The sequence below is a fragment of the Synechococcus sp. UW106 genome, from assembly GCF_900474015.1.
GTDB lineage: Bacteria > Cyanobacteriota > Cyanobacteriia > PCC-6307 > Cyanobiaceae > Parasynechococcus.
The window spans coordinates 1-19,098 of record NZ_UCNV01000006.1 but is presented as its reverse complement, the minus strand read 5'-3'; the positions used below and the strand labels follow the sequence as shown (position 1 = coordinate 19,098).

16 protein-coding genes and 1 pseudogene are annotated in these 19,098 nt (G+C 44.4%); 13 read left to right on the top strand and 4 right to left on the bottom strand.

What is annotated here, in order from left to right; translation table 11 throughout:
* Window positions 1-25: 25 nt before the first annotated feature.
* The gene (locus DXY30_RS04110) at window positions 26-691 is read left to right on the top strand and encodes a DUF3386 domain-containing protein (RefSeq protein ID WP_115093492.1); all 666 of its coding nucleotides are present in this window, start codon (window positions 26-28) and stop codon (window positions 689-691) included.
* Between the two features lie 56 nt (window positions 692-747).
* Complete coding sequence (locus DXY30_RS04105) at window positions 748-2,100, top strand: sodium:alanine symporter family protein (RefSeq protein WP_115025206.1); 1,353 nt, start codon at window positions 748-750, stop codon at window positions 2,098-2,100.
* A gap of 58 nt (window positions 2,101-2,158) precedes the next feature.
* Here the strand turns inward: DXY30_RS04105 and DXY30_RS04100 are convergent, their stop codons facing one another.
* Complete coding sequence (locus DXY30_RS04100; protein WP_115093491.1) at window positions 2,159-2,392, bottom strand: DUF6447 family protein; 234 nt, start codon at window positions 2,390-2,392, stop codon at window positions 2,159-2,161.
* Window positions 2,393-2,441: 49 nt separating this feature from the next.
* Window positions 2,442-4,187 (bottom strand): ABC transporter ATP-binding protein, encoded by a 1,746-nt coding sequence (locus DXY30_RS04095; RefSeq protein ID WP_115093490.1) that lies wholly within the window; start codon window positions 4,185-4,187, stop codon window positions 2,442-2,444.
* A gap of 39 nt (window positions 4,188-4,226) precedes the next feature.
* Here DXY30_RS04095 and DXY30_RS04090 point away from each other — a divergent pair, with 39 nt between their 5' ends.
* The 5 genes from DXY30_RS04090 to DXY30_RS04070 all read left to right on the top strand — a co-directional run bounded on the left by DXY30_RS04090 (window position 4,227) and on the right by DXY30_RS04070 (window position 7,946).
* Entirely contained in the window at window positions 4,227-4,424 is a 198-nt protein-coding gene (locus tag DXY30_RS04090) for an RNA-binding S4 domain-containing protein (RefSeq protein WP_115093564.1), read from the top strand.
* A 29-nt stretch (window positions 4,425-4,453) separates the two neighbouring features.
* Entirely contained in the window at window positions 4,454-5,185 is a 732-nt protein-coding gene (gene tpiA, locus DXY30_RS04085; RefSeq protein WP_115093489.1) for a triose-phosphate isomerase, read from the top strand.
* The gene (gene folP / locus DXY30_RS04080) at window positions 5,163-6,008 is read left to right on the top strand and encodes a dihydropteroate synthase (protein ID WP_244281264.1); all 846 of its coding nucleotides are present in this window, start codon (window positions 5,163-5,165) and stop codon (window positions 6,006-6,008) included. The genes tpiA and folP overlap by 23 nt, the downstream gene beginning before the upstream one ends.
* A complete protein-coding gene (locus DXY30_RS04075) occupies window positions 6,005-6,988 on the top strand; it encodes a GlcNAc-transferase family protein (RefSeq protein WP_115093487.1) in 984 nt (327 codons plus the stop codon). Before folP ends, DXY30_RS04075 begins: the two co-directional genes overlap by 4 nt.
* Before the next feature lie 136 nt (window positions 6,989-7,124).
* Entirely contained in the window at window positions 7,125-7,946 is an 822-nt protein-coding gene (locus tag DXY30_RS04070; protein ID WP_115093486.1) for a hypothetical protein, read from the top strand.
* A gap of 119 nt (window positions 7,947-8,065) precedes the next feature.
* On the opposite strand, the pseudogene DXY30_RS04065 reads toward DXY30_RS04070, so the two are convergent.
* A pseudogene (locus tag DXY30_RS04065) lies at window positions 8,066-8,353 on the bottom strand (cobaltochelatase subunit CobN); the annotation flags it as partial.
* Window positions 8,354-9,038: 685 nt separating this feature from the next.
* Between DXY30_RS04065 and DXY30_RS04060 the strand changes: the two are divergent.
* Window positions 9,039-11,441, top strand: coding sequence for a bifunctional diguanylate cyclase/phosphodiesterase (locus tag DXY30_RS04060; protein ID WP_115093485.1), 2,403 nt, complete (start codon window positions 9,039-9,041; stop codon window positions 11,439-11,441).
* Window positions 11,442-11,585: 144 nt separating this feature from the next.
* Window positions 11,586-12,341 (top strand): EAL domain-containing protein, encoded by a 756-nt coding sequence (locus DXY30_RS04055; protein ID WP_115093484.1) that lies wholly within the window; start codon window positions 11,586-11,588, stop codon window positions 12,339-12,341.
* Window positions 12,342-12,364: 23 nt separating this feature from the next.
* Here DXY30_RS04055 and DXY30_RS04050 read toward each other — a convergent pair whose 3' ends face one another.
* On the bottom strand, window positions 12,365-13,081 hold the full coding sequence (locus tag DXY30_RS04050; RefSeq protein WP_137006781.1) for a hypothetical protein: 717 nt from the start codon (window positions 13,079-13,081) through the stop codon (window positions 12,365-12,367).
* Window positions 13,082-13,394: 313 nt separating this feature from the next.
* On the opposite strand from DXY30_RS04050, the gene DXY30_RS04045 reads away from it, so the two are divergent.
* From DXY30_RS04045 to DXY30_RS13895, 4 genes are all read left to right on the top strand, one after another.
* Window positions 13,395-14,846, top strand: coding sequence for a hypothetical protein (locus DXY30_RS04045; protein ID WP_137006780.1), 1,452 nt, complete (start codon window positions 13,395-13,397; stop codon window positions 14,844-14,846).
* Window positions 14,843-16,993, top strand: coding sequence for an ATP-binding cassette domain-containing protein (locus DXY30_RS04040; protein WP_115093481.1), 2,151 nt, complete (start codon window positions 14,843-14,845; stop codon window positions 16,991-16,993). Before DXY30_RS04045 ends, DXY30_RS04040 begins: the two co-directional genes overlap by 4 nt.
* Complete coding sequence (locus tag DXY30_RS04035) at window positions 16,990-18,363, top strand: HlyD family type I secretion periplasmic adaptor subunit (protein ID WP_115093480.1); 1,374 nt, start codon at window positions 16,990-16,992, stop codon at window positions 18,361-18,363. Before DXY30_RS04040 ends, DXY30_RS04035 begins: the two co-directional genes overlap by 4 nt.
* 203 nt (window positions 18,364-18,566) lie before the next feature.
* Window positions 18,567-19,098 (top strand): hypothetical protein (locus DXY30_RS13895; protein ID WP_198410700.1); only part of this gene is annotated, 532 nt, incomplete at its 3' end.

Genomic DNA, 19,098 nt, shown 5'->3' with positions numbered 1-19,098 from the left:
GGGTTGCAGAAGCCACCTCACTGCTGTGACAGCCTCCGTTCCCGTCAAGCCTGGATGCGACCTGCGTGATGTTTTTCGTCGCGCCTACGAGAACCGCTACACCTGGGCCCCTGGTTTTTCCGGCTATCGCGGACGCTGCATCTGGGAGCAGAACGATCAACGGGTTGAAGGCCAGTTCGAAATCGGCGCTGATCTGAAGGCCAAGGTTGAGGGAATTGAGAACGAAGACATTCTGAAGGCGGTGAACTCACAGCTTTGGGAGGTGGCGATCCATCGCGTTCGTCGCAGCTTCGATCAGACCCACGGGGAGAACACCTTCACGGCCGGTGACACCAACGAGGTGGGAACCGAAGTTCTGATCGGCGGCAAGGGAGAAGGTGACAAATACCGCATCAAGGATGACGTGGTGACCATGGTTCACCGACACATCCACGGCACCGTCGTGACGATCTACACCACAGATGTCACCCACACGGGCTCGGGATACCTCAGCCACACCTACACAAGTCAATACGCCGACCCAGCAACGGGAGAAGCCCGAGGCGGCCGCAGCAGCTTCAAAGACACCTTCGCTCCTCTTCCAGGGGATGGTCCCTGGGTGCTGACCGAGCGGGTCGTGACCACCGAAGCCCACGGCGACACCCCAGCCGGAAGCCAGACCTTCCGCTTTGAAGATCTCGAATCACTCTGAGTTGATTGCCGGTATCAGCCGGCTATGAGACCATCCGCCCAAACTTGTTGAAAGGCATGGGCGGAGTCGAGTCGACCATTCAGGCCATCAATGGCCCGATCAACAGTGTCGTTTGGGGATGGCCCACCGTCATTTTGATTGCCGCGACTGGCATTCTCTTGATGGTGGGGTTGCGGTTCATGCCGCTGCAAAGGCTGGGATATGGCATCTCGATGATGCTGCGCCCTGCTGCATCACAAACAGAAGGGGAGATCACGCCCTTTCAGGCGCTGATGACATCCTTGTCCGCCACGATCGGCACAGGGAACATCGCCGGTGTTGCAGGGGCGATCGCCGTTGGCGGGCCTGGAGCCGTCTTCTGGATGTGGATCATCGCGATCTTTGGTATCGCAACCAAATACGCCGAAGCGGTGCTCGCGGTTCAATTCCGTGAAACCGATGGGGAAGGCAACCATGTCGGTGGCCCGATGTATTACATCCGCAATGGGCTCGGCAGCGGCTGGAGCTGGATGGCGGGCCTGTTTGCTCTCTTCGGCATGTTGGCTGGGTTTGGCATCGGCAATGGGGTTCAGGCCTTTGAGGTTTCGTCTGCCTTGAGCCTGATTGGCATTCCGAAGCTGGTCACCGGAATCGTTCTGGCAGCACTTGTTTTTGCTGTTGTGATCGGAGGCATCAAGCGCATCGCCCAAGCGGCTTCAGCCATCGTTCCCCTGATGTCAATCCTCTACGTAGCGGCATGCTTATTGGTGCTGCTTCTCAATCTGGGGGGCGTACCTGAAGCCTTCGCCACGATTTTCTCCAACGCCTTCTCCGGCAAAGCAGCTGCCGGTGGTGCTCTTGGTCAGGTGGTGCTGATGGGTTTCAAAAGGGGCATCTTCTCCAATGAAGCAGGCCTCGGCAGCGCGCCGATCGCTCACGCTGCCGCAAGAACCGATGACCCCGTTCGACAGGGCACGGTGGCCATGCTGGGCACCTTCATCGACACCCTGATCATCTGCACGATGACCGCGCTGGTGATCATCACCACCAAAGCCAATCTGATCCTCGATGCAGCTGGCGAAAAACTAAGCGGCGCAGACCTCTCTATCGCTGCCTTCAACACCGGAATCTCCGGCAGTGGCGTGGTGGTAACGCTGGGGTTGGTGGTCTTTGCCTTCACCACCATTCTGGGCTGGAGCTTCTATGGCGAACGCTGCACCACGTACTTGTTCGGTGAGTCTGCCGTGATGCCGTTCCGTCTGGTTTGGGTGGCTGTTGTTGTGATCGGCGCTGTGGCCGGTGACCGTGGCGTGATCTGGTCGATTGCCGACACGCTGAACGGGCTGATGGCCCTCCCCAACCTTGTTGCCCTTCTGCTCCTCTCGGGAACAGTGTTCAAACTCACCAAGGCTTACAAGTTCAGCGACTGATGCCTTAAAGATTCATCCAAAAAGGGGGCTCTTGGCCCCCTTTTTTATTGGCAGGCAATCAGCCCTGACCATCAGGCAGTGGGGTAACGGACTGAAGCTTGTCATTCAGCTGCGTGGCGAGGCTCTGACGTCCTACAGCCAGAACCTTGAGGGTGTCTTCATGCATCCGCAGCTGAGCATCGGCAACCTGCATGCCACGCACAAGCTCCTTGAGCTCATCAGGGAGTGTATTGAGGTCGTAGCGCTTTCCCTCAAACGTCAGGACAGGGTTGTTGGCTGCAGAGTCAGTCATCGTTCATCGCCGGGATTGCGTGGAACCGGCGGCCAGATCGTAGATGGATTCAGGACGTCTGCCGATCCCTAATGAACTGGCGTTCGCACAACTCGCGGTAACGCCCACCTCGCTGCATCAGCTCATCGTGGGTTCCTCGATCAACAACAGCACCTTTCTCAAGAACCACAATTCGATCCGCCTCCTGCACCGTTGCCAGACGATGGGCGATGACCAACACCGTTCGTCCTTTCATCGCCTGCTTGAGACCGAGTTGAACCGCAGCCTCCGCCTCAGCATCAAGAGCACTGGTGGCCTCATCAAGCAGCAACAGCGCTGGATTGCCTAAGACCGCACGAGCAATGGCGATTCTCTGCAGTTGTCCACCAGAAACGTTGGTCCCTCTTTCTTCCAACTGGGTGTCGTAACCACGAGGCAAGGCACGGATGAACTCATCTGCATTGGCCAAACGCGCGGCATGACGAACCTCGTCGTCCGTCGCGCGACGTCCAAACCGGATGGCTTCCGAAATCGTTCCAGAGAACACGGTTGTTCTCTGGGGAACCAGGGCCACCTGCTGTCGAAGCTCACGGGCGCGGATCATGCTGATGTCGGTGCCATCGAGACGAATCTGGCCCTGTTGCACTGTGTTGAAGCGCAGCAGGAGCGACAGCAGGGTGCTTTTGCCAGCACCTGAGGGCCCAACGATGGCCAACACCTGGCCCGCATCGACCCACAGATCCAGCTGTTGCAGCACCGGCTCGGCAGGGTCATAGCCAAAGCTCACCTGGTCAAAGACCAGATCCCCCTTGAGAGTGCCGATGGATTGCGCCTCCGCTGGATCAGCGGCCTCTTGAGGTTCTCTTTCGATCTGACGCAGACGTCGCAGCGAAGCCTGTCCCTGCTGGAATTCGTTGAAGTTGTTGGTGACGTGCGCAATGGGATCGATCAGCACGATCAGTCCCGTCAAATAACTGCTCAGCCCGGCAATGCTCAGATCACCGGTCTGGATTCGCCAGGCGCCGAGCGCCAACACCGCAAACAGGCCCACCACCTCGATGATGCCGACCACCGGATGCTGGAGAGCCACAAGGCTGTAGGTGCGGTGACGGGCCTGCCGGTGCTGGTCAATCTCCGTCTCGAAACGGTCCTGCAGCCAGGGCTCAGCCGCGAAAGCTCGCACCAAAGGCAAGCCCTCAATCGCCTCACCCAGCAAACCGGCCAATTCGCTCACCTTTTGCTGACTGCGTTCGGTGGCTGCCATGACGCGAGCACCAAACAGGCTGATCAGCCAGACGATCACAGGCGCAAGCAACAGGATGGCAAGCGTCAGCTTCCAGTCGAGCCAGAGCATCATCCCCAGCACTGCTAAGAGCTGCAGCACGCTTGGGACTGTGTCGTGGATGGTCTTGTAGAGGACTTCACTGACGCGATCAGCGTCTTCCGTAAAGCGGTAGGTGAGATCACCGGCCGAGAGCTTCTCAAGCGCACCAAGCTCAACGGTCTGCAAGCGACGGAACAGATCCCGACGTAACCCCTGGCTCACCAGCAGAGCAGGACCTGCCAGCAGAGAGTCCTGGCCGAACTGAGCGATTTTCTGAACAGCAAAGATCAGCAACGCCAAGCCAATCAGCTGAAGCACTCGGGCGAGATCACCCGACCCCAATGCGGGAAACAGATCTCCTGCCAGCTGAACAAGGAGCGGAAAACTACCGACGTAGACGACCATGCAGCAGCCCCCCCAGAGCAGTTCATGCAGGTGGGGGCGGAGCAGCGGCAGCAGTCGGCGGAAACCGGCCTGGGATGGTGTCAGCATCGCGGCACAGTATCAATGGTGGGCATAAAACTCTCTCCGATGAAGCTGGATCAGTTCCTGAAATGGAAGGGTTGGGTGTCCACAGGTGGTGAAGCGAAACAGCGCATTCAGATGGGTGAGGTGGAAGTCAATGGAAGCGTTGAAACCCGGCGAGGACACCAACTTTCCTCGGGAGATCGGGTTGTGCTTGCTGGGGAGGAGTCCGTTGTGGGGAGCGAAAACGCGGCCGGGCCGTAAGTTGGCTGCCATTCCATGGGGAAGCAGGCGTGCGAAGACCGGTGATCGCTGGCAACTGGAAAATGCACATGACGTGTGCCCAGTCGCGGGAGTTCATGGCGGCCTTCCTGCCGTTGATCGCTGACACCCCTGACGACCGCGACCTGGTCTTGGCACCACCGTTCACGGCGCTGTCAACAATGGCGGATCTCAGCCAAGGCTCCCGCCTTTGTCTCTCCAGCCAGAACGTGCACTGGGAAGGCCAAGGAGCTTTCACTGGCGAGATCTCCCCTGCAATGCTCAAGGAGCATGGGGTCACCCACACGATCGTGGGCCACAGCGAACCAAGAAAATATTTCAGTGAAAGCGATGAGCAAATCAACCACCGAGCCAGGTCATCCCAATCGAACGGTTTAATTCCGATCGTTTGTGTCGGTGAAAGTGATGAGCAACGCGAACGCGGCGAAGCCGAACGGGTGATTCGACGCCAAATCGAGCAGGGCCTGGAGGGACTCGACGCCGAGAAGTTAGTCGTGGCCTACGAACCGATTTGGGCAATCGGAACGGGCAAAACCTGCGAAGCCGAGGAAGCAAACCGCATTTGCGGTCTCATCCGGAGTTGGGTCGGCTCCCCTGATCTCGTAATCCAGTACGGAGGGTCCGTCAAACCCACCAACATTGATCAGTTGATGGGCATGAGCGATATCGATGGGGTGCTTGTGGGGGGCGCTTCCCTGGAAGCCGAAAGCTTTGCCCGCATTGCGAATTACCAAACCGCTTGAATCAGGGGTCTGGCCCCAGGGCTGGCTCCAACGCACGACGGTGATGGGGGTGATTAACATCACTCCAGACTCCTTCAGTGATGGAGGACGATTCCTTGCAAGCGAACGTGCCCTCTCTGAAGCCCAGCGGCAACTGAACAACGGGGCCGACGTGTTGGATCTGGGCGCCCAGAGCACCCGACCTGGCGCGGAGGAGGTGGGTGAAGAGGAGGAATTGCGCAGGCTCCTGCCAGCACTGAAAGCCATCAGGGAAAGGAACCCAGACGCCCTGATCTCCGTGGACACGTTTCTAGCACCGGTTGCCGCCAGGGCACTGGAGGCAGGTGCAAGCTGGATCAATGATGTGAGCGGTGGCAGACGCGACCCCGATCTGCTGCGGGTGGTCGCCGATGCAGGGTGTCCAGTGGTGCTGATGCACAGCCGCGGCAACAGTCAAAGCATGGATCAACTCACGAGCTACTCCGATGTCGTAGCGGATGTGAAAGGGGCGTTAGTGGAGCGCAGTGAAGCCGCCATCAAGGCGGGCGTCCAAGAAAGCCAGATCATCTGGGACCCAGGCCTCGGGTTCGCCAAGACTCACGAGCAGAACCTGCAGCTGCTGCGAGATCTGGAACAACTGACCCGGGGGCCGCGACCGGTGTTGATCGGCCCTTCACGCAAACGCTTCATTGGTGCCGTGCTCGACGAACCGAGACCGAAGGCGCGGCTCTGGGGAACCGCTGCAGTGGCCTGCCGTTGTGCTCAGGCCGGTGCAGCCGTGCTGAGGGTGCACGATGTGGGCCCGATCAGCCAGACACTACGCATGGCTGCCGCACTCTGGTGACTGACACGATCTTCGTTCAAATCTCGGCTTACCGAGACCCAGATCTTCCGGCCACACTTCACAACCTGATCGAGAGGGCAGCCCAGCCAGAACGCCTGCGCTTCGGCATCTGCCTGCAACTTGCCGATAACGATCCGAACCATTGGGGAACCAATGCGTTTCCGGATCATCCTCAGCTCAGCGTCTGCTCGTTTCGTGCCTCTGACAGCTTGGGAGCCTGCTGGGCGCGACGACAGGCTCAGCGTTTTTACGGCGGGGAAGATTTTCTACTCCAGATCGACAGTCACATGCGCGCTGTAAAGCACTGGGATGAGCTGCTGCTCATGACTTGGGCGGAATCCAGCGATCCAGGTGCAGTTCTGAGTGTTTACCCCAATGGCTTCAAGCAACCGTGCTTCCTACAGACGTCCACACTGCCAGTCATGGGAGCCGACGGCTTTGACGAGAATGGCATTCTCAGGTTCCGAGGCATCAGTCGGTTCCGACTGCCAGAACAACAGCCTGAGCGTCCAATCCCCGGGGCCTTTATTGCCGGAGGATTCCTTTTCGGGCCTGGGTCGATCGCAAGCAGAGTGCCCTACGACCCAGGGCTCTATTTCTATGGGGAGGAAGTGGCCATGTCGGCAAGGCTGTGGACCTCAGGCTTCAATATTTACGCCCCGAATCGTCTGCTGCTTTTCCATCTCTACAAGACGCAAGCCACACCGGTCGAGCCATCAGCCAACCATTGGAGCGATCACGACAACTGGTTTGAGCTAAACCGAAAATCCTTGGTGCGGGTGCACACGCTCCTGCAAAGCCTTGATCGCGCTCCTAAGCCACTCAGACCGACGGCCCGTGACGTGACTGACATCCACGACTACTGGCTCGGAGAGGAACGCTCCCTGCATGACTACGAGCGATGGGCGGGGGTGAATTTCAGGACGTCAGAGATCAGTGAACGTGCTGAGCGTGGTCATTTCGGCACAACGCAAAACTGAAGACGCATAAAAACTGACCACTGCCAATCAGCACACAAAAGTGAAGTGCTGAGGAACAAGCAAAAGCGGAGAACCACTCCAAACTAGACATTAAGAGGAAATTAAGCTAAGGTTAGATTGTGGCCTAAGTATCTAGATGCAAATAACAGAAGCGGCTAAGCAGAAAAGTGCAAAAAAGAAAGGTCAAAACACAAAAGATTTAAAAACCTGCTTAATCATCGCGGGCTGTTCTGGGGCAGGGAAATCAACCATCGTCAAACATTCCCATACTTTTGACGTAAAGCTCTACGGAAAGAAATTCCATGAGGATTTCAAAAAAACAAGAAGCGGCTACCCCCATCAGGAATTTGACAAATACAAGGAAGCACTTAAAAACGGATCAACCTTTGAAGGAAGGCACATTAATAATTTAAAGAATGAGAAAGACCCACCGAAGACTATCCTCATGCATGTCGATCTCAAGCTCTTAATCGCCGCTCTTGGACAAACTGCTGCATCCGACAAAGACAAAAAGAAAATTAAATTAGTCACCAAATTCCCCACTCCCCCCGAAGACCGAGTAGATCCAAAAGTTTGCGATTTAATGGTATCCAGCTTTCTCAAGCATCAATTTTTCTCCAGATTTGAACAGATAGTTGTTAATACAATTTACACCAATTATCACACTAACTATCAACAAAAAATGCAAAGAGACCGGCCAAATAGCACAAAACAGCGTAAAAACTTAAAAGAGATGTTCGAGAAAGAGCATCGCGCTATGTATGAAGCGTGGGAAAAGAATATTTACCTACTGAAGCCCTCGAAAATATTATTCACAACAGTTGCCAAGGATGGCGGACTTTACTCCAACAACGAATGCATCTGCCCAGGCTGGACATCCAAAACAAAGCTTGACAACAATGCAAACTTTATAGGTAAGGCTATTAACTATTTCATGAATTTTCGAATTAAAGACTAGGCTTAGCCAATAAATCAAATTTATTCAGAATATTTTGAATACGCTTAAAAAAGAATCATTTAAGCTGAAATTTTAATTATATTTGTGAGCTGACTTGACTAGAAAAGAAAGAATAAATACTAGTCAACTACAAAACCCTCAATTCGATCTACCACTTTCTGATAAAGCTGCTGCAGTTCCTCGAAGTTTTCGTCTAAGGTCTCCCAGTAACCCCGACCATGCACTTCGAGAAGCGTGACCACAATCTGACGGAAACTGCTTGGGTTCAGTTCCAACAGACGCTTGCGCATCTCTGGATAATTGATGAAGGTTTCATTGACTACCTCGTATACAAAATTGTCGACGAAGCCACTGGTGGCAGAACAGCCCAAAGTGAAGTTGAGGCGCTTTGAAACCTCAGGCATACCCTAATATACGAAATTAAGCATGCCCTCAACCACTTGTGCTCAGCAAGGTTTTGTGTGAATCAAATAAGATAGTGAAATAGGATAATACCCGGGATTTCAAATCTCATGGTCTCGGGGAATCTCGGGAATCAACTGCTTAACAATTAAATAAATCCCAGCCAATACATTTTTGAATTGTTTTTTTGAACATGTGCCAGCTAATTAAAAGTAGGTGGCTACCATACTGCAACAAATCAGGAAGCAATGGAGATAGACTGACTTCAAAATGGTGTCAGCAATTCAAAGTAGAGGCCTTCAGATCAATAACAATAACATGAACATACCAAAGTATAAATGGGTTCAATATAAAAGCCAGGTGAACCAGAGGAGCAGTTGAGCAATAGAATAGATAAGCTACAAAAGTAGGAACATAAAAGAACTAAAGGGAGCTTAGAATAAGGACAACATATGTTCCACAAAGCAGGCGAAGCTGAGCTGATAATAACGCGGTCAAAATACAGGATACTAGATTACAAGAAGAAAAAATAATTTGTAAAATATTATACGCATAGAAACAAAGTGACGTTACGAGCTCTGAAGGGAGGCGGAAGGAATTTTCGGAGAGTGAAGTAAAAATATAAGGGTGAATGAAAGAGCAGAAAACGGAAAATCTTAAAAAAAACAAGCCGAAAACGGGGCCAGGGGATTGGCACACACTAAAACCAAGGATATTCTAAGGGAGATAAAACAAGGTAGATTAGAGGCATCGACGATACTTCAAGCGAGAACCGATGATGAGCAAATGAACAAAAAACTAACACCCATGATTCATAAAATATGTATGGAGAAAATAATATTCCTAACGACTCTAATTCTGTTTATTGGAAGCCTAGCAGGTACCAATACAGCAATCATAGAAGGAGAAAAAAACCACAGAGCGGAGGAAATCAAAAAGGAAATTAAATCATTCGCGACTGGTCTCAGCAGCTTAAGCGTAATACCAGCAATAGACAATGAAAGACTAAATGAAGCAATCATCACAATACTGAAGGACAACAGGGACCTAGCTTACATAGAAATAAGTAGAATTAAAAACGGAAAAATAAAAACACTAGCAAAAGCAGGTAATAAATCAAAAGCAGAAGAAGACAAGGAACGAACAAATACAATAGAGGCAGCAATTAGCAAGAACGGTATCACCGTTGGGCAAATAAAAGCAGTAACGAAGATAAGGCTTGACCACGAAAGAGTGAGAAACCTGCAAATAATGGCAGCGACAGCTATCATGGGAACCTTCATCTTGCTATTTACAATAAGAAAAAGAAAAAAGCAAAGTGAAAATAGACTAGAACGTCAGGAGAGAGAGAGCTTAGATAGCAAAAGGAAAATAAGAGAGACCGCGGCACAAAGCATCAGAATGGCATTCGAGGCAAATAGCGATGGCTGGTGGGAATGGAATAAAAAACAGAAGACATCATTGATTTCGAGAAAACTATGTAAAATGCTAGAAATTGATTCGAGGGAAAACTGGGAAAACAATAGTTTTGTGGAATATCCTCAAGATTGGTGGAGAAAATATTTAAAGCACGACAAGATACTTGAAGATTTCATGAATGAAAACAGGGAAGAGAAAAAGACGATAGAAGTAAAATACCGTACCAAGAAAAAAGATGAAGTAAAATATGCAAGAATCAGCAGAACAGTGCTTGATAAAATAATTTACGAAGACGAACGCACAATATTTTGCATAGAAGATATAACAAGCAAAATGAAAAGGAACAAACTGATTGAAGCCAAGGCATTCAGCGACAACCTGACAGGACTAGCGAATAGAGCATCATTTGAAATCGAGCTAGAAACAATAAGTTCGGAGAGGTTGAGAAAAAATTTGAGCTATTCACTTTTTGTAATAGATATTGACAACTTTAAGCACTTAAATGATACAAATGGGCACGTAGTTGGAGACATATACCTGAGAGAGATCAGCAAAAGATTGAAGGCATGCCTAAGACCAACTGATTTCGTTGGAAGAATAGGAGGGGATGAATTTGTGGTCATAGCGAAATTCAAATATGGCAATAAGCAAGAAATTGAGACAAGAAGTTTCACCGTAGGAGAAAAAATTAGAAAAGAGATATCCAAGTCATTTATGGCAAAAGGTATAGAATTAAATTATAAATGCAGCATAGGAATATGTACAGACAAGATGCAAACAGATAAAACGATGTCAATATTCGATTATGCCGATATAGCGTTGTACAAGGCTAAAGAAGATGGAAAGGATAGAATAATGTTCTTCGAGGAAGCAATGAAAAGGGAGGTCATGATTACAGAAACCACAAGAGAGCAACTCGCCAGAGCAACTAAAAGTGGACGGATCGATGTCGAAATACAACCAATCGTGGATATCTCTCTATCAAAAAAAGGAAATAAATATCGAAATATTATTGGCTACGAGGCATTATTTAGATGCAAAGAAATAAAAATGGATGTAGGAACAATAATAAAAATAGCCGAGAAAACTGGCCAGGTAAGGGAAATCACAAGTGAGATGATCAAAAAAATCGGCGAGAAAGTTGACACAGAGCAAATCTCGCTTGAAGAAGATCAGACACTTTCAATCAACATAAGTGCTATAGAGCTATTAGACATGAATTTTCCCGAAAGATTGTTGAATCAATTAAACACAGCAGGACTTAATTGCCGCCAAATTTATATAGAGGTGACAGAAACAGCATTTGTAAGTAATATTGAAATAGCAAAAAGTAACATGAACAAATTAAGAGAGGCTGGAATAAAGTTTGCTATGGACGACTTTGGGACAGGATATGCATCGATATCAATGCTGAGGCACATAGCTGTGGAAAGGATCAAGTTAGATCAGTCATACATCGAACATATTGAAAATGAAGTTGAACAAGCACTTATTAAAACAGTAATTTGGATGGCGAGAGCACTGAAAGTAGAGTTAGTGGCAGAGGGGATAGAAAGAGAAGATCAACTAAAGGCATTAACAGCCCTTGGCTGTCAACTGGGTCAAGGCTTCTTGCTTAACCAACAAACTAAAGTGAAGACGCACTTGCAACACGAAGATCCAGAGGTAGAATAAAAAAAAATACTGTGCCATGAACAACAAAAAGAAAATTATATTAGAAAATTACGTAAAAATTTATCGCCCAATTTTAGAGAAAGAAAAAAAGAAGACAATGCAAGAAATAATACAAACAAGCTCAAGCCATGACTCAGCCGCCTAATGGAATACTCCAAAAACTTTAAGATTCAACCTATTGTTGACATCAAATCCAACAGAGTATGCGGAGGGGAGATGCTATATAGACCTAACGGAAGAAATCTTAGTCCTGAAATATTGGAGGAACTAGACAACGATCCATTCTTAAACCTAGAGGTTACAAAAAATTCATTTTTACTAGCAATGAGTATCCTCACGAGAATACAATCAGATGTATGGATTTCTATAAATATATCCCCCAAGTACATGGGCGACGGCAAGGGTTTTATGCGGGCATTATCTAAAGAATCAGAAGATTTAGACAGACTTAGGAGACAAGTTGGAAAAAGACTGAAAATAGAACTAACAGAAAAATGCGTGATGGAGCCGCAACAGCTTGAGTTCCTTCAGTATCTAAATACTATCCATGAAATAGCAATCGATGACTTTGGGTCAGGAATAGCACCGCTAAAAAACATGGTCGAATTACCCTTTTCAAAGGTAAAGGTAGACATGGACATAATAAAAGGAATCGATTACAGCGAGGCCAAACAAAGATTCTTGAAATGGTTGGTAGCTGGATGTCATTCCATCGACGTGAGCGTGTGCGCAGAAGGGATTGAAACGGCTTCACAGCTGATGCTATGTAAGAGAGTAGGAGTTGATGAAGGGCAAGGATGGCTGTGGTCAAAAGCAATCGAAATTAGGGATTTTGAAGTAATGGCAAGTCCAATGGAAACAGCAGCAATTTCACTAGGACAAGTCATTGAAACGACATAACAAGAGGTTTCATACGAATATCGTCAATAGAGATCAGATAGTTGAAAATAGAGGAAGAAATCTAATTGTTGCTGAGAAAGGTAGCCAAGTTCAACCATGCATGAGCCAATACGATTTGAGGTGTTTAATTGGAGTTTCAGTGCCTCTTCCAATTGGACTCGAGTGATGATGCCAAAATTAAGCAGTTTGGTGCCAATTTTCATGTCATCAAAAGATGACTCTGGTATTTTTGATGAGTTGAGGAAGAAATCTAAAAGGGCGGGGGAAACAATTAAATTGATTTTAAGATACTCACCAAACTTCATTTTATTTGCATAGGCTTGATAATCACTAAGATACTGGTCAAGAGAAAATTGATCTAAAAAACCCGCTTTGATTAGCTTTTGACCAAGAGATAGATCACGAAATAAGGGTTCAGATCGATCTAATCGAGCGGATTGGAGAGAACCCACCTCAAGCTGTGGTGGGTCAAAATACTTTGTGATCTGATGGTTCGTTTCCAAAAAAGAAAACACGTCAGGGGGAGATATGACTAAAGAACCAAAAGAATCAATCAAGACTTGTTCAACATACGAAGATTCACAAATAGGGCCACTTAAAGAGAATTTTGTAGAGATAAAGTCACTTCTGGTAAAAAGCACAACCTTAGACGAACTAGAACAAAGAGAAATCTTGATCACGGCGACTAATCTGATATAAAAATATTCTAGCAAGTATTTTAAAAAATACAGACGAGCCATTAAAGGAGATAGGTGGAACTAGGATCAAAGTAGAAATAGCGAAAGATAATGAGAATCATTACCAGCCACACAAGAGGATAATCAATGCAGGATCATGAAAAGGGGCTAAAATAATTATGCAAAAAGCATATTCAATAGAAAAGTGCAGCGAGTCTTAGAAAAAATCAAAGAAGATACCTGGAGCGTTCTTAATAAAAAACGTGCATTTGACGTTGTTATATCTAGTATATTAATCAATTTTGGCAAACTAGCATTCCCTGCGTATATATATATTTGCTATACGAACATACTGCCAAAGCAATCGCTGGAATTAATGATAGTTGCTACGGCATTGATAATGTTAATAGTGGTACTGACAAGCTTTCTAGAAAATATAAGGCAAAATATAATGAGAAAAGAAAAGCAGATTATCGTGGCAGAAGAAAGAACTCAAGACTGCGAAAGATATCTATCAAAAAGAATAAACAAAAGTGATATTGGTAAACTTTTGGAGATAAATGCTTCGGCTTCAATAAGTTCAAAACCAGACTATGATCTGGTAGTCATGACTGTTGATTTAATATTTGCATTAGCAATATGTATGATTATCATCAACATTGGGGGAGGTTTAATAATTTTAATTATTGGAACATTGAAGGCATTGGCAACAGGGCGGAGAATTCAATCAATATACAATCAATATGGAAGGAACCAAAGCAATCAAAGGTATAAATACGAGAAAACAGTTAGTTATGCGCGCATGCAAGAAGGAATTAATTCCATGAGATTAAACAATTTTGAACAAAAGGAGATCGAAGAATATAAAAGGATGCAGTTAAGGTCTTCAATCAAAAGATACAATGATAATTTTTTGGTTTCTAAAGACAGGAACCTTTTTGCATTTACATCGAAGCTAGATATAGTAATGGTTGCAACAATAGGAACATTTTTAGTTATTGGTGAGTGGCTTACAGTAGCAAAATTAGGTGCATGTATATTATTGATAACAAGGTGCATAAAACCATGGAATAACTTTGTTCAGATCTTTGCTAGATATAGTTACTTTAACAAATTGAAAATGCTTGGTTCGCCAATTATGGAATCTGACAAGTCTGAAAAATATTTGAAAAACAACAATAAATTCAAAGGTAATCTATGCAAGAATGAATTAGTATTTACAAATACTAGCAGCCCAAGAGAAACATTTAAGCTTAGAGCAAAGACGGTCAACAGCTTAAAAGATAAAAACTATGGGGTAGATGTTAAAAGATTTTGCGAATCACTTTTCGATGGAGGATTAAGTAGAATAAAAATAAACGATGCTGATTTAAGCAATATTGATGTTGAGGATATAGCTAAACACATAAAGATGATAGATCTAAGCAGACCTATCATTGAAACTAATCTTTTAAATGCCCTTTGTTGCTTAGAAATCGAACACAATAAAAGGCTATCTCTTTACCTTACTTATGCATCCGGTCTTTCAGAAAAGATAAAAAAACTAGAGTATGGGTATGGAACAGAGATTCAAAATGACATGGTTAGAGGACTGTCGTCTGATGATATATTAGCAATTAAAGTTATACAATCGCTAGCAGCAAATCCTGAGATTTTAATAATAGAAATGAGAAATATAATATTTGGCAGGGATTTTGTTGATTATGCAGATAAGATATTAAAAGATAGAAATAGAAAATCAACAATTATATTAAATACGAATGGAGGTATTATAGATTCAAAAGCTAGCTCAATTGTAAATATTTTAAAGGAGGATACGGCCTCATGAATAACCATAAACAAAAAAAGGAAGTGTCAGCATTGAGAGATAGGAATCTCGCCAAAACTGCGCCATTGGCATTCTGCTTGTATATATTTTTGCAGGAATTACATTGGCAAGGAAGTAACACAGAATTAGTAAAAATGGTGGGAGATAATCCAGAACAGCTAACTCTTGTTGACTTAAGAAATATACTTTTAAAGCTGGGTTATAACACAACACAATCAAGACTTGCAAGGTTGAAGAGATTGAACAAATATCAACTTCCAGCAATATTCGTTGATGACAAGAATAATGCCTTTGTGATATATAAAGATTCTAGAAGTAACGATATATTTGCCAAGAATTACAATGGAATCTTTCAATTAAATGCAATAGGGCATGAAGGACAAATTATAAAAATCAACGAGGAATTGATTAAACCTTCATCAAGCCTGAAAGATATAATTATTGCAAAACTTACCAAGATAATTGCAAATGCGTATACCAAGTCTTTAATATTGGCAACTACAGGCTTGCTAGTTCCATTATATATAAGAATTATATATAATGTGATCATCCCAAGCGGTAGTATAATCTCAAGTGTATGGATATTTATCTGTGGACTACTTGTTTTATGGTGTGAAAATAGAGTCAGGAATTCAAGAGAAGAGCTAATTGGAAAATTTCTTGCGAAAATAGAAAACAACCTTGAGTCAAGATTACTTACTCAAATCACTTCACAGAAATTAGACAGTGGCGTGAAGCACAACCCAGATGAACTGGACAAAATAACGATCAATATCCAAATATTTATTGACTATTTAAGAACAAGTTTTATATATGCGATGCTAGACAGCCCATTTATAATTATATATTTAATTGCAATCGCAATAATTGGTGGAAATATTGTTTGGGCTCCAATTATAATTATGGGAGTATCAGCGCTTATAACATTAATACTTTCTCAATACTATGATTCAGCAAGTGCAACGGAATCCAGGAAGAGTATTGATACTTTCAGAGAACAGTATAATCTTATCAAAATAGACAAGCAGATAAGATTTCTTGGCCTTAAAAGGCTTTATACAAAAAGATTGAAAAATATTTATGCATCACAAGCAATTGCCAATTTAAAGGCCTCTAAATACATGAACTATCTTCAAATATATCTATCACTTTCGAGCCGTCTTGCTATTATCATAAGCTTGCTAATTTTATTCAATGCAAACTCGAATAACAGTCAAATATCATCTCAAGGCACGATTCTCTCAATTATGTTTTTGTTTTATAGAGTTTTCGGGCCCTACCAGTTACTTCTTAACGCAATACTGAAATACAAGTCAAATCGTAAGATTTACAATTTTTTGAACGATAAATTCTTTTTAAATCAAAACAATAACACTTATTCGAAGCCAATCAAAATAGAGCAGTACAACGAAAAATATTTTCTTGGTCATCTAGATCTTGATGAAGTTACGACCAAAATGCATACTAAAAGTCTTGGTAATTTGAGAGGAGTAAGTCTAAAGATTAATCCTGGTGAGTTGATCGTGATTTCATGCAATGACAAAGCATGCTCTAAATCCATGGTGGACATAATGTGCTGTATAGACAGCGCATACGAAGGTAATTTATTAATTGATGGGACAAACAGCAGGCAATTTAGTCAAGAGTTATTATCTTCAAATATCGCTTGCGCATTTGAGAAACAGCACTTCTTTGATGAAACGATTCTCTATAATCTAAAAATATTTAATGAAACACTAACAGATGAAGAAATCCATAATATTTGCAAGTCTACAGGTATTCATGATTACATTCTGAAATTGGAAGAAGGTTACAGTACAAGAATGAGTCAGTACCTAGTATCTGAATTAAATAATGGTTTCATAAAGATGCTGACAATTACGCAAGCACTCATAAAAGACACCCCTATAATCATATTAGAAGAACCAACCAACGGTCTTTCTCCGACTGAATTCGATCAGCTTCTTCGTATCATGCCTAGTTTCAGACATCGATTAGATAAAACTCAAAAGAGAACAGTGGTCATATTCTCATCTTCGGAAGTATTAATGGAGAAATCTGATAGAGTTTATGCAATGGATAAAGGTAGGGTAGTATTCAATGGGACTAAAGAACAACTCAAAAAGCTAGTGCGGAAGGGTCAATGAACCAATACAAACCAAAGCTAAAGCAGTTATCTAAAAGATTCTTAGACCTCTGGAATGATGCACGTGAAAATTATCTCAAATTAGATGAAGAGGGAACATTAAATTCCAATGATGAATCTTTTAGACAGGCAATTGAAATTGAAGATCCACAAAGAGGCCTACTTAACAGAAGAATTTTAATCATACTTACGAGCTCTCTTGTTTTATCAATACCAATCACTGCCTTGACTCCCATAACACAAGTTGTCGATGCGTCAGGTAATATTGTACCTAAGGGCAATATTTTTATAGTGAATAATCTTGAGGGTGGTGTTGTCACCAAAGTGAATGTGGAAAACGGCCAGTATGTGAAAAAAGGGGAAACTCTAATCAATTTAAATCCAAGTCTAATTAAAAGCGATATCCAACAAAGAGTTGCTAAGACAAATTCGTTAAGACTCCAGCAGGAGCAGTTAAAAGAAGCTCTTACACTAAACAATGATGCACGACTGTTTGACAGTTCTCTTACTAACGATGCTGATTTGAAAAAAGTTCAAGAAAAGCTATTAGAGGTTAGGATACGTAATCATAAGGATCAAATCAATGTAGCTGAAGCGATTATCAAAGAGAAAGAGGTAGAATTAACAAGTCTAGGAAAACAATTAGACTTAGCTATAAAAAGTGAAAATATGTGGAGAAACCTTACTACGACTGGGGCCGCATCAAAATTAAAATTGCTTACAACCCAGTCTCAGACAGAGCAAATACGGGGGAAAAGGAATGAAATTGAGAAGGCATTAATCCAAGCAAAATTAAATTTAACCAATTTAGAATCAGATTATGAATTAACCAATACAAGTAGCTTAGCTAATTTGGAGAGTGAAGAATACGTTACGAATTCTGGAAATGAAGGTAAAGATTTTGAGTTAGACAATATGACTATAAAATCCCCTGTTGGCGGTATAATAAGCGATCTACGTTTTAACAATATAGGATCGGTGATTGTTCCGGGAGATCAAGTGTTGTCAGTCGTACCAATCAATACGATTAGACAAGCCAAAATACGTATCCCAGCAAAACACATTGGATTTATAAGTGTTGGGCAGAAAGTAAATATCACTTTATTGCCGTTCAGGGAATCTGAATACGGTTCTCTGAATGGAACAATAGAAAAGATAAGCGGTTCTACTGTTAAAAATGAACAATCAGAAGACTATTACTACGAGTCTATCGTAGATATTGAACAACAATATCTACAAACATCCAAAACAAAAATACCATTTCAAGTGGGCATGCCTTTAGTTGCTGAAATAAAGACTAATCAGAGATCTTTACTGGGCTTTTTATTAGAGCCTTTTACTAGAGTTTCAAAAAATGCTTTTGAAGAATAAAAATGAACAAAAGCTCCCCCCCTATATTTGATGTGAGTCACGCTTGCTTTGCAATAAAAACATTGCCGATTAAACAAATTAATCAGGGAACTGTTGAGCTTTCTGAGAGTTCGATTAGAACTACTTTGAATTCGAATGATTTATTGGTAAGATTTAAATTGAAATCTTCAGCATGCAACCTACTGGGGATTTTGAGGTGATGCATGCCTGAGGATCCTCGTTTTACAGATGACTCATCTCAAGCGGCTTCAGAGGAGCAGCGGCTTGAGAATGACTCTGTACAAACACCTGATGAATCAAAGTACAAAGAAGGTAGAGAATTAAGCCCTAATCAAGGAGTCACAGAATATGGTAATTCTGAAATCAATCCTCTTGAAGAAGTAATTGTAAATCAGCCAATCCCAGAGCAAACCTATGTTCCCCAAATAAATAATGATCCAGCAATAACTAATGCAAGTACTATTGAGGCAGGACAAAGTTCACTTTCGTCTAGTTCCGTAAGAGCAACTGATGATGAATTCGAAGAAAGAATAGAAGTAGGACAAGAGGTAGCAGAGCAAACCTCAGTATCCGACAACATTTTCAGCAACCAGACTGCGCCAGAACCCGAACCCGAGCCGGAACCAGAACCCGAACCCGAGCCGGAACCAGAACCCGAACCGGAGCCAGAGCCGGAGCCCGAACCCGAGCCGGAACCAGAACCAGAACCCGAACCGGAGCCAGAGCCGGAACCAG

Excerpts from the sequence above, each read along its gene's own strand:
- DXY30_RS04105 (WP_115025206.1), top strand. The coding sequence starts at position 748 with ATGGGCGGAGTCGAGTCGACCATTCAGGCCATCAATGGCCCGATCAAC.
- DXY30_RS04095 (WP_115093490.1), bottom strand. The coding sequence starts at position 4,187 with ATGCTGACACCATCCCAGGCCGGTTTCCGCCGACTGCTGCCGCTGCTC.
- DXY30_RS04055 (WP_115093484.1), top strand. The coding sequence starts at position 11,586 with ATGGAATACTCCAAAAACTTTAAGATTCAACCTATTGTTGACATCAAA.
- DXY30_RS04040 (WP_115093481.1), top strand. The coding sequence starts at position 14,843 with ATGAATAACCATAAACAAAAAAAGGAAGTGTCAGCATTGAGAGATAGG.
- DXY30_RS04070 (WP_115093486.1), top strand. The coding sequence starts at position 7,125 with ATGCAAATAACAGAAGCGGCTAAGCAGAAAAGTGCAAAAAAGAAAGGT.
- DXY30_RS04090 (WP_115093564.1), top strand. The coding sequence starts at position 4,227 with ATGAAGCTGGATCAGTTCCTGAAATGGAAGGGTTGGGTGTCCACAGGT.
- DXY30_RS04045 (WP_137006780.1), top strand. The coding sequence starts at position 13,395 with ATGATAGTTGCTACGGCATTGATAATGTTAATAGTGGTACTGACAAGC.
- DXY30_RS04050 (WP_137006781.1), bottom strand. The coding sequence starts at position 13,081 with ATGGCTCGTCTGTATTTTTTAAAATACTTGCTAGAATATTTTTATATC.
- DXY30_RS04100 (WP_115093491.1), bottom strand. The coding sequence starts at position 2,392 with ATGACTGACTCTGCAGCCAACAACCCTGTCCTGACGTTTGAGGGAAAG.
- DXY30_RS04035 (WP_115093480.1), top strand. The coding sequence starts at position 16,990 with ATGAACCAATACAAACCAAAGCTAAAGCAGTTATCTAAAAGATTCTTA.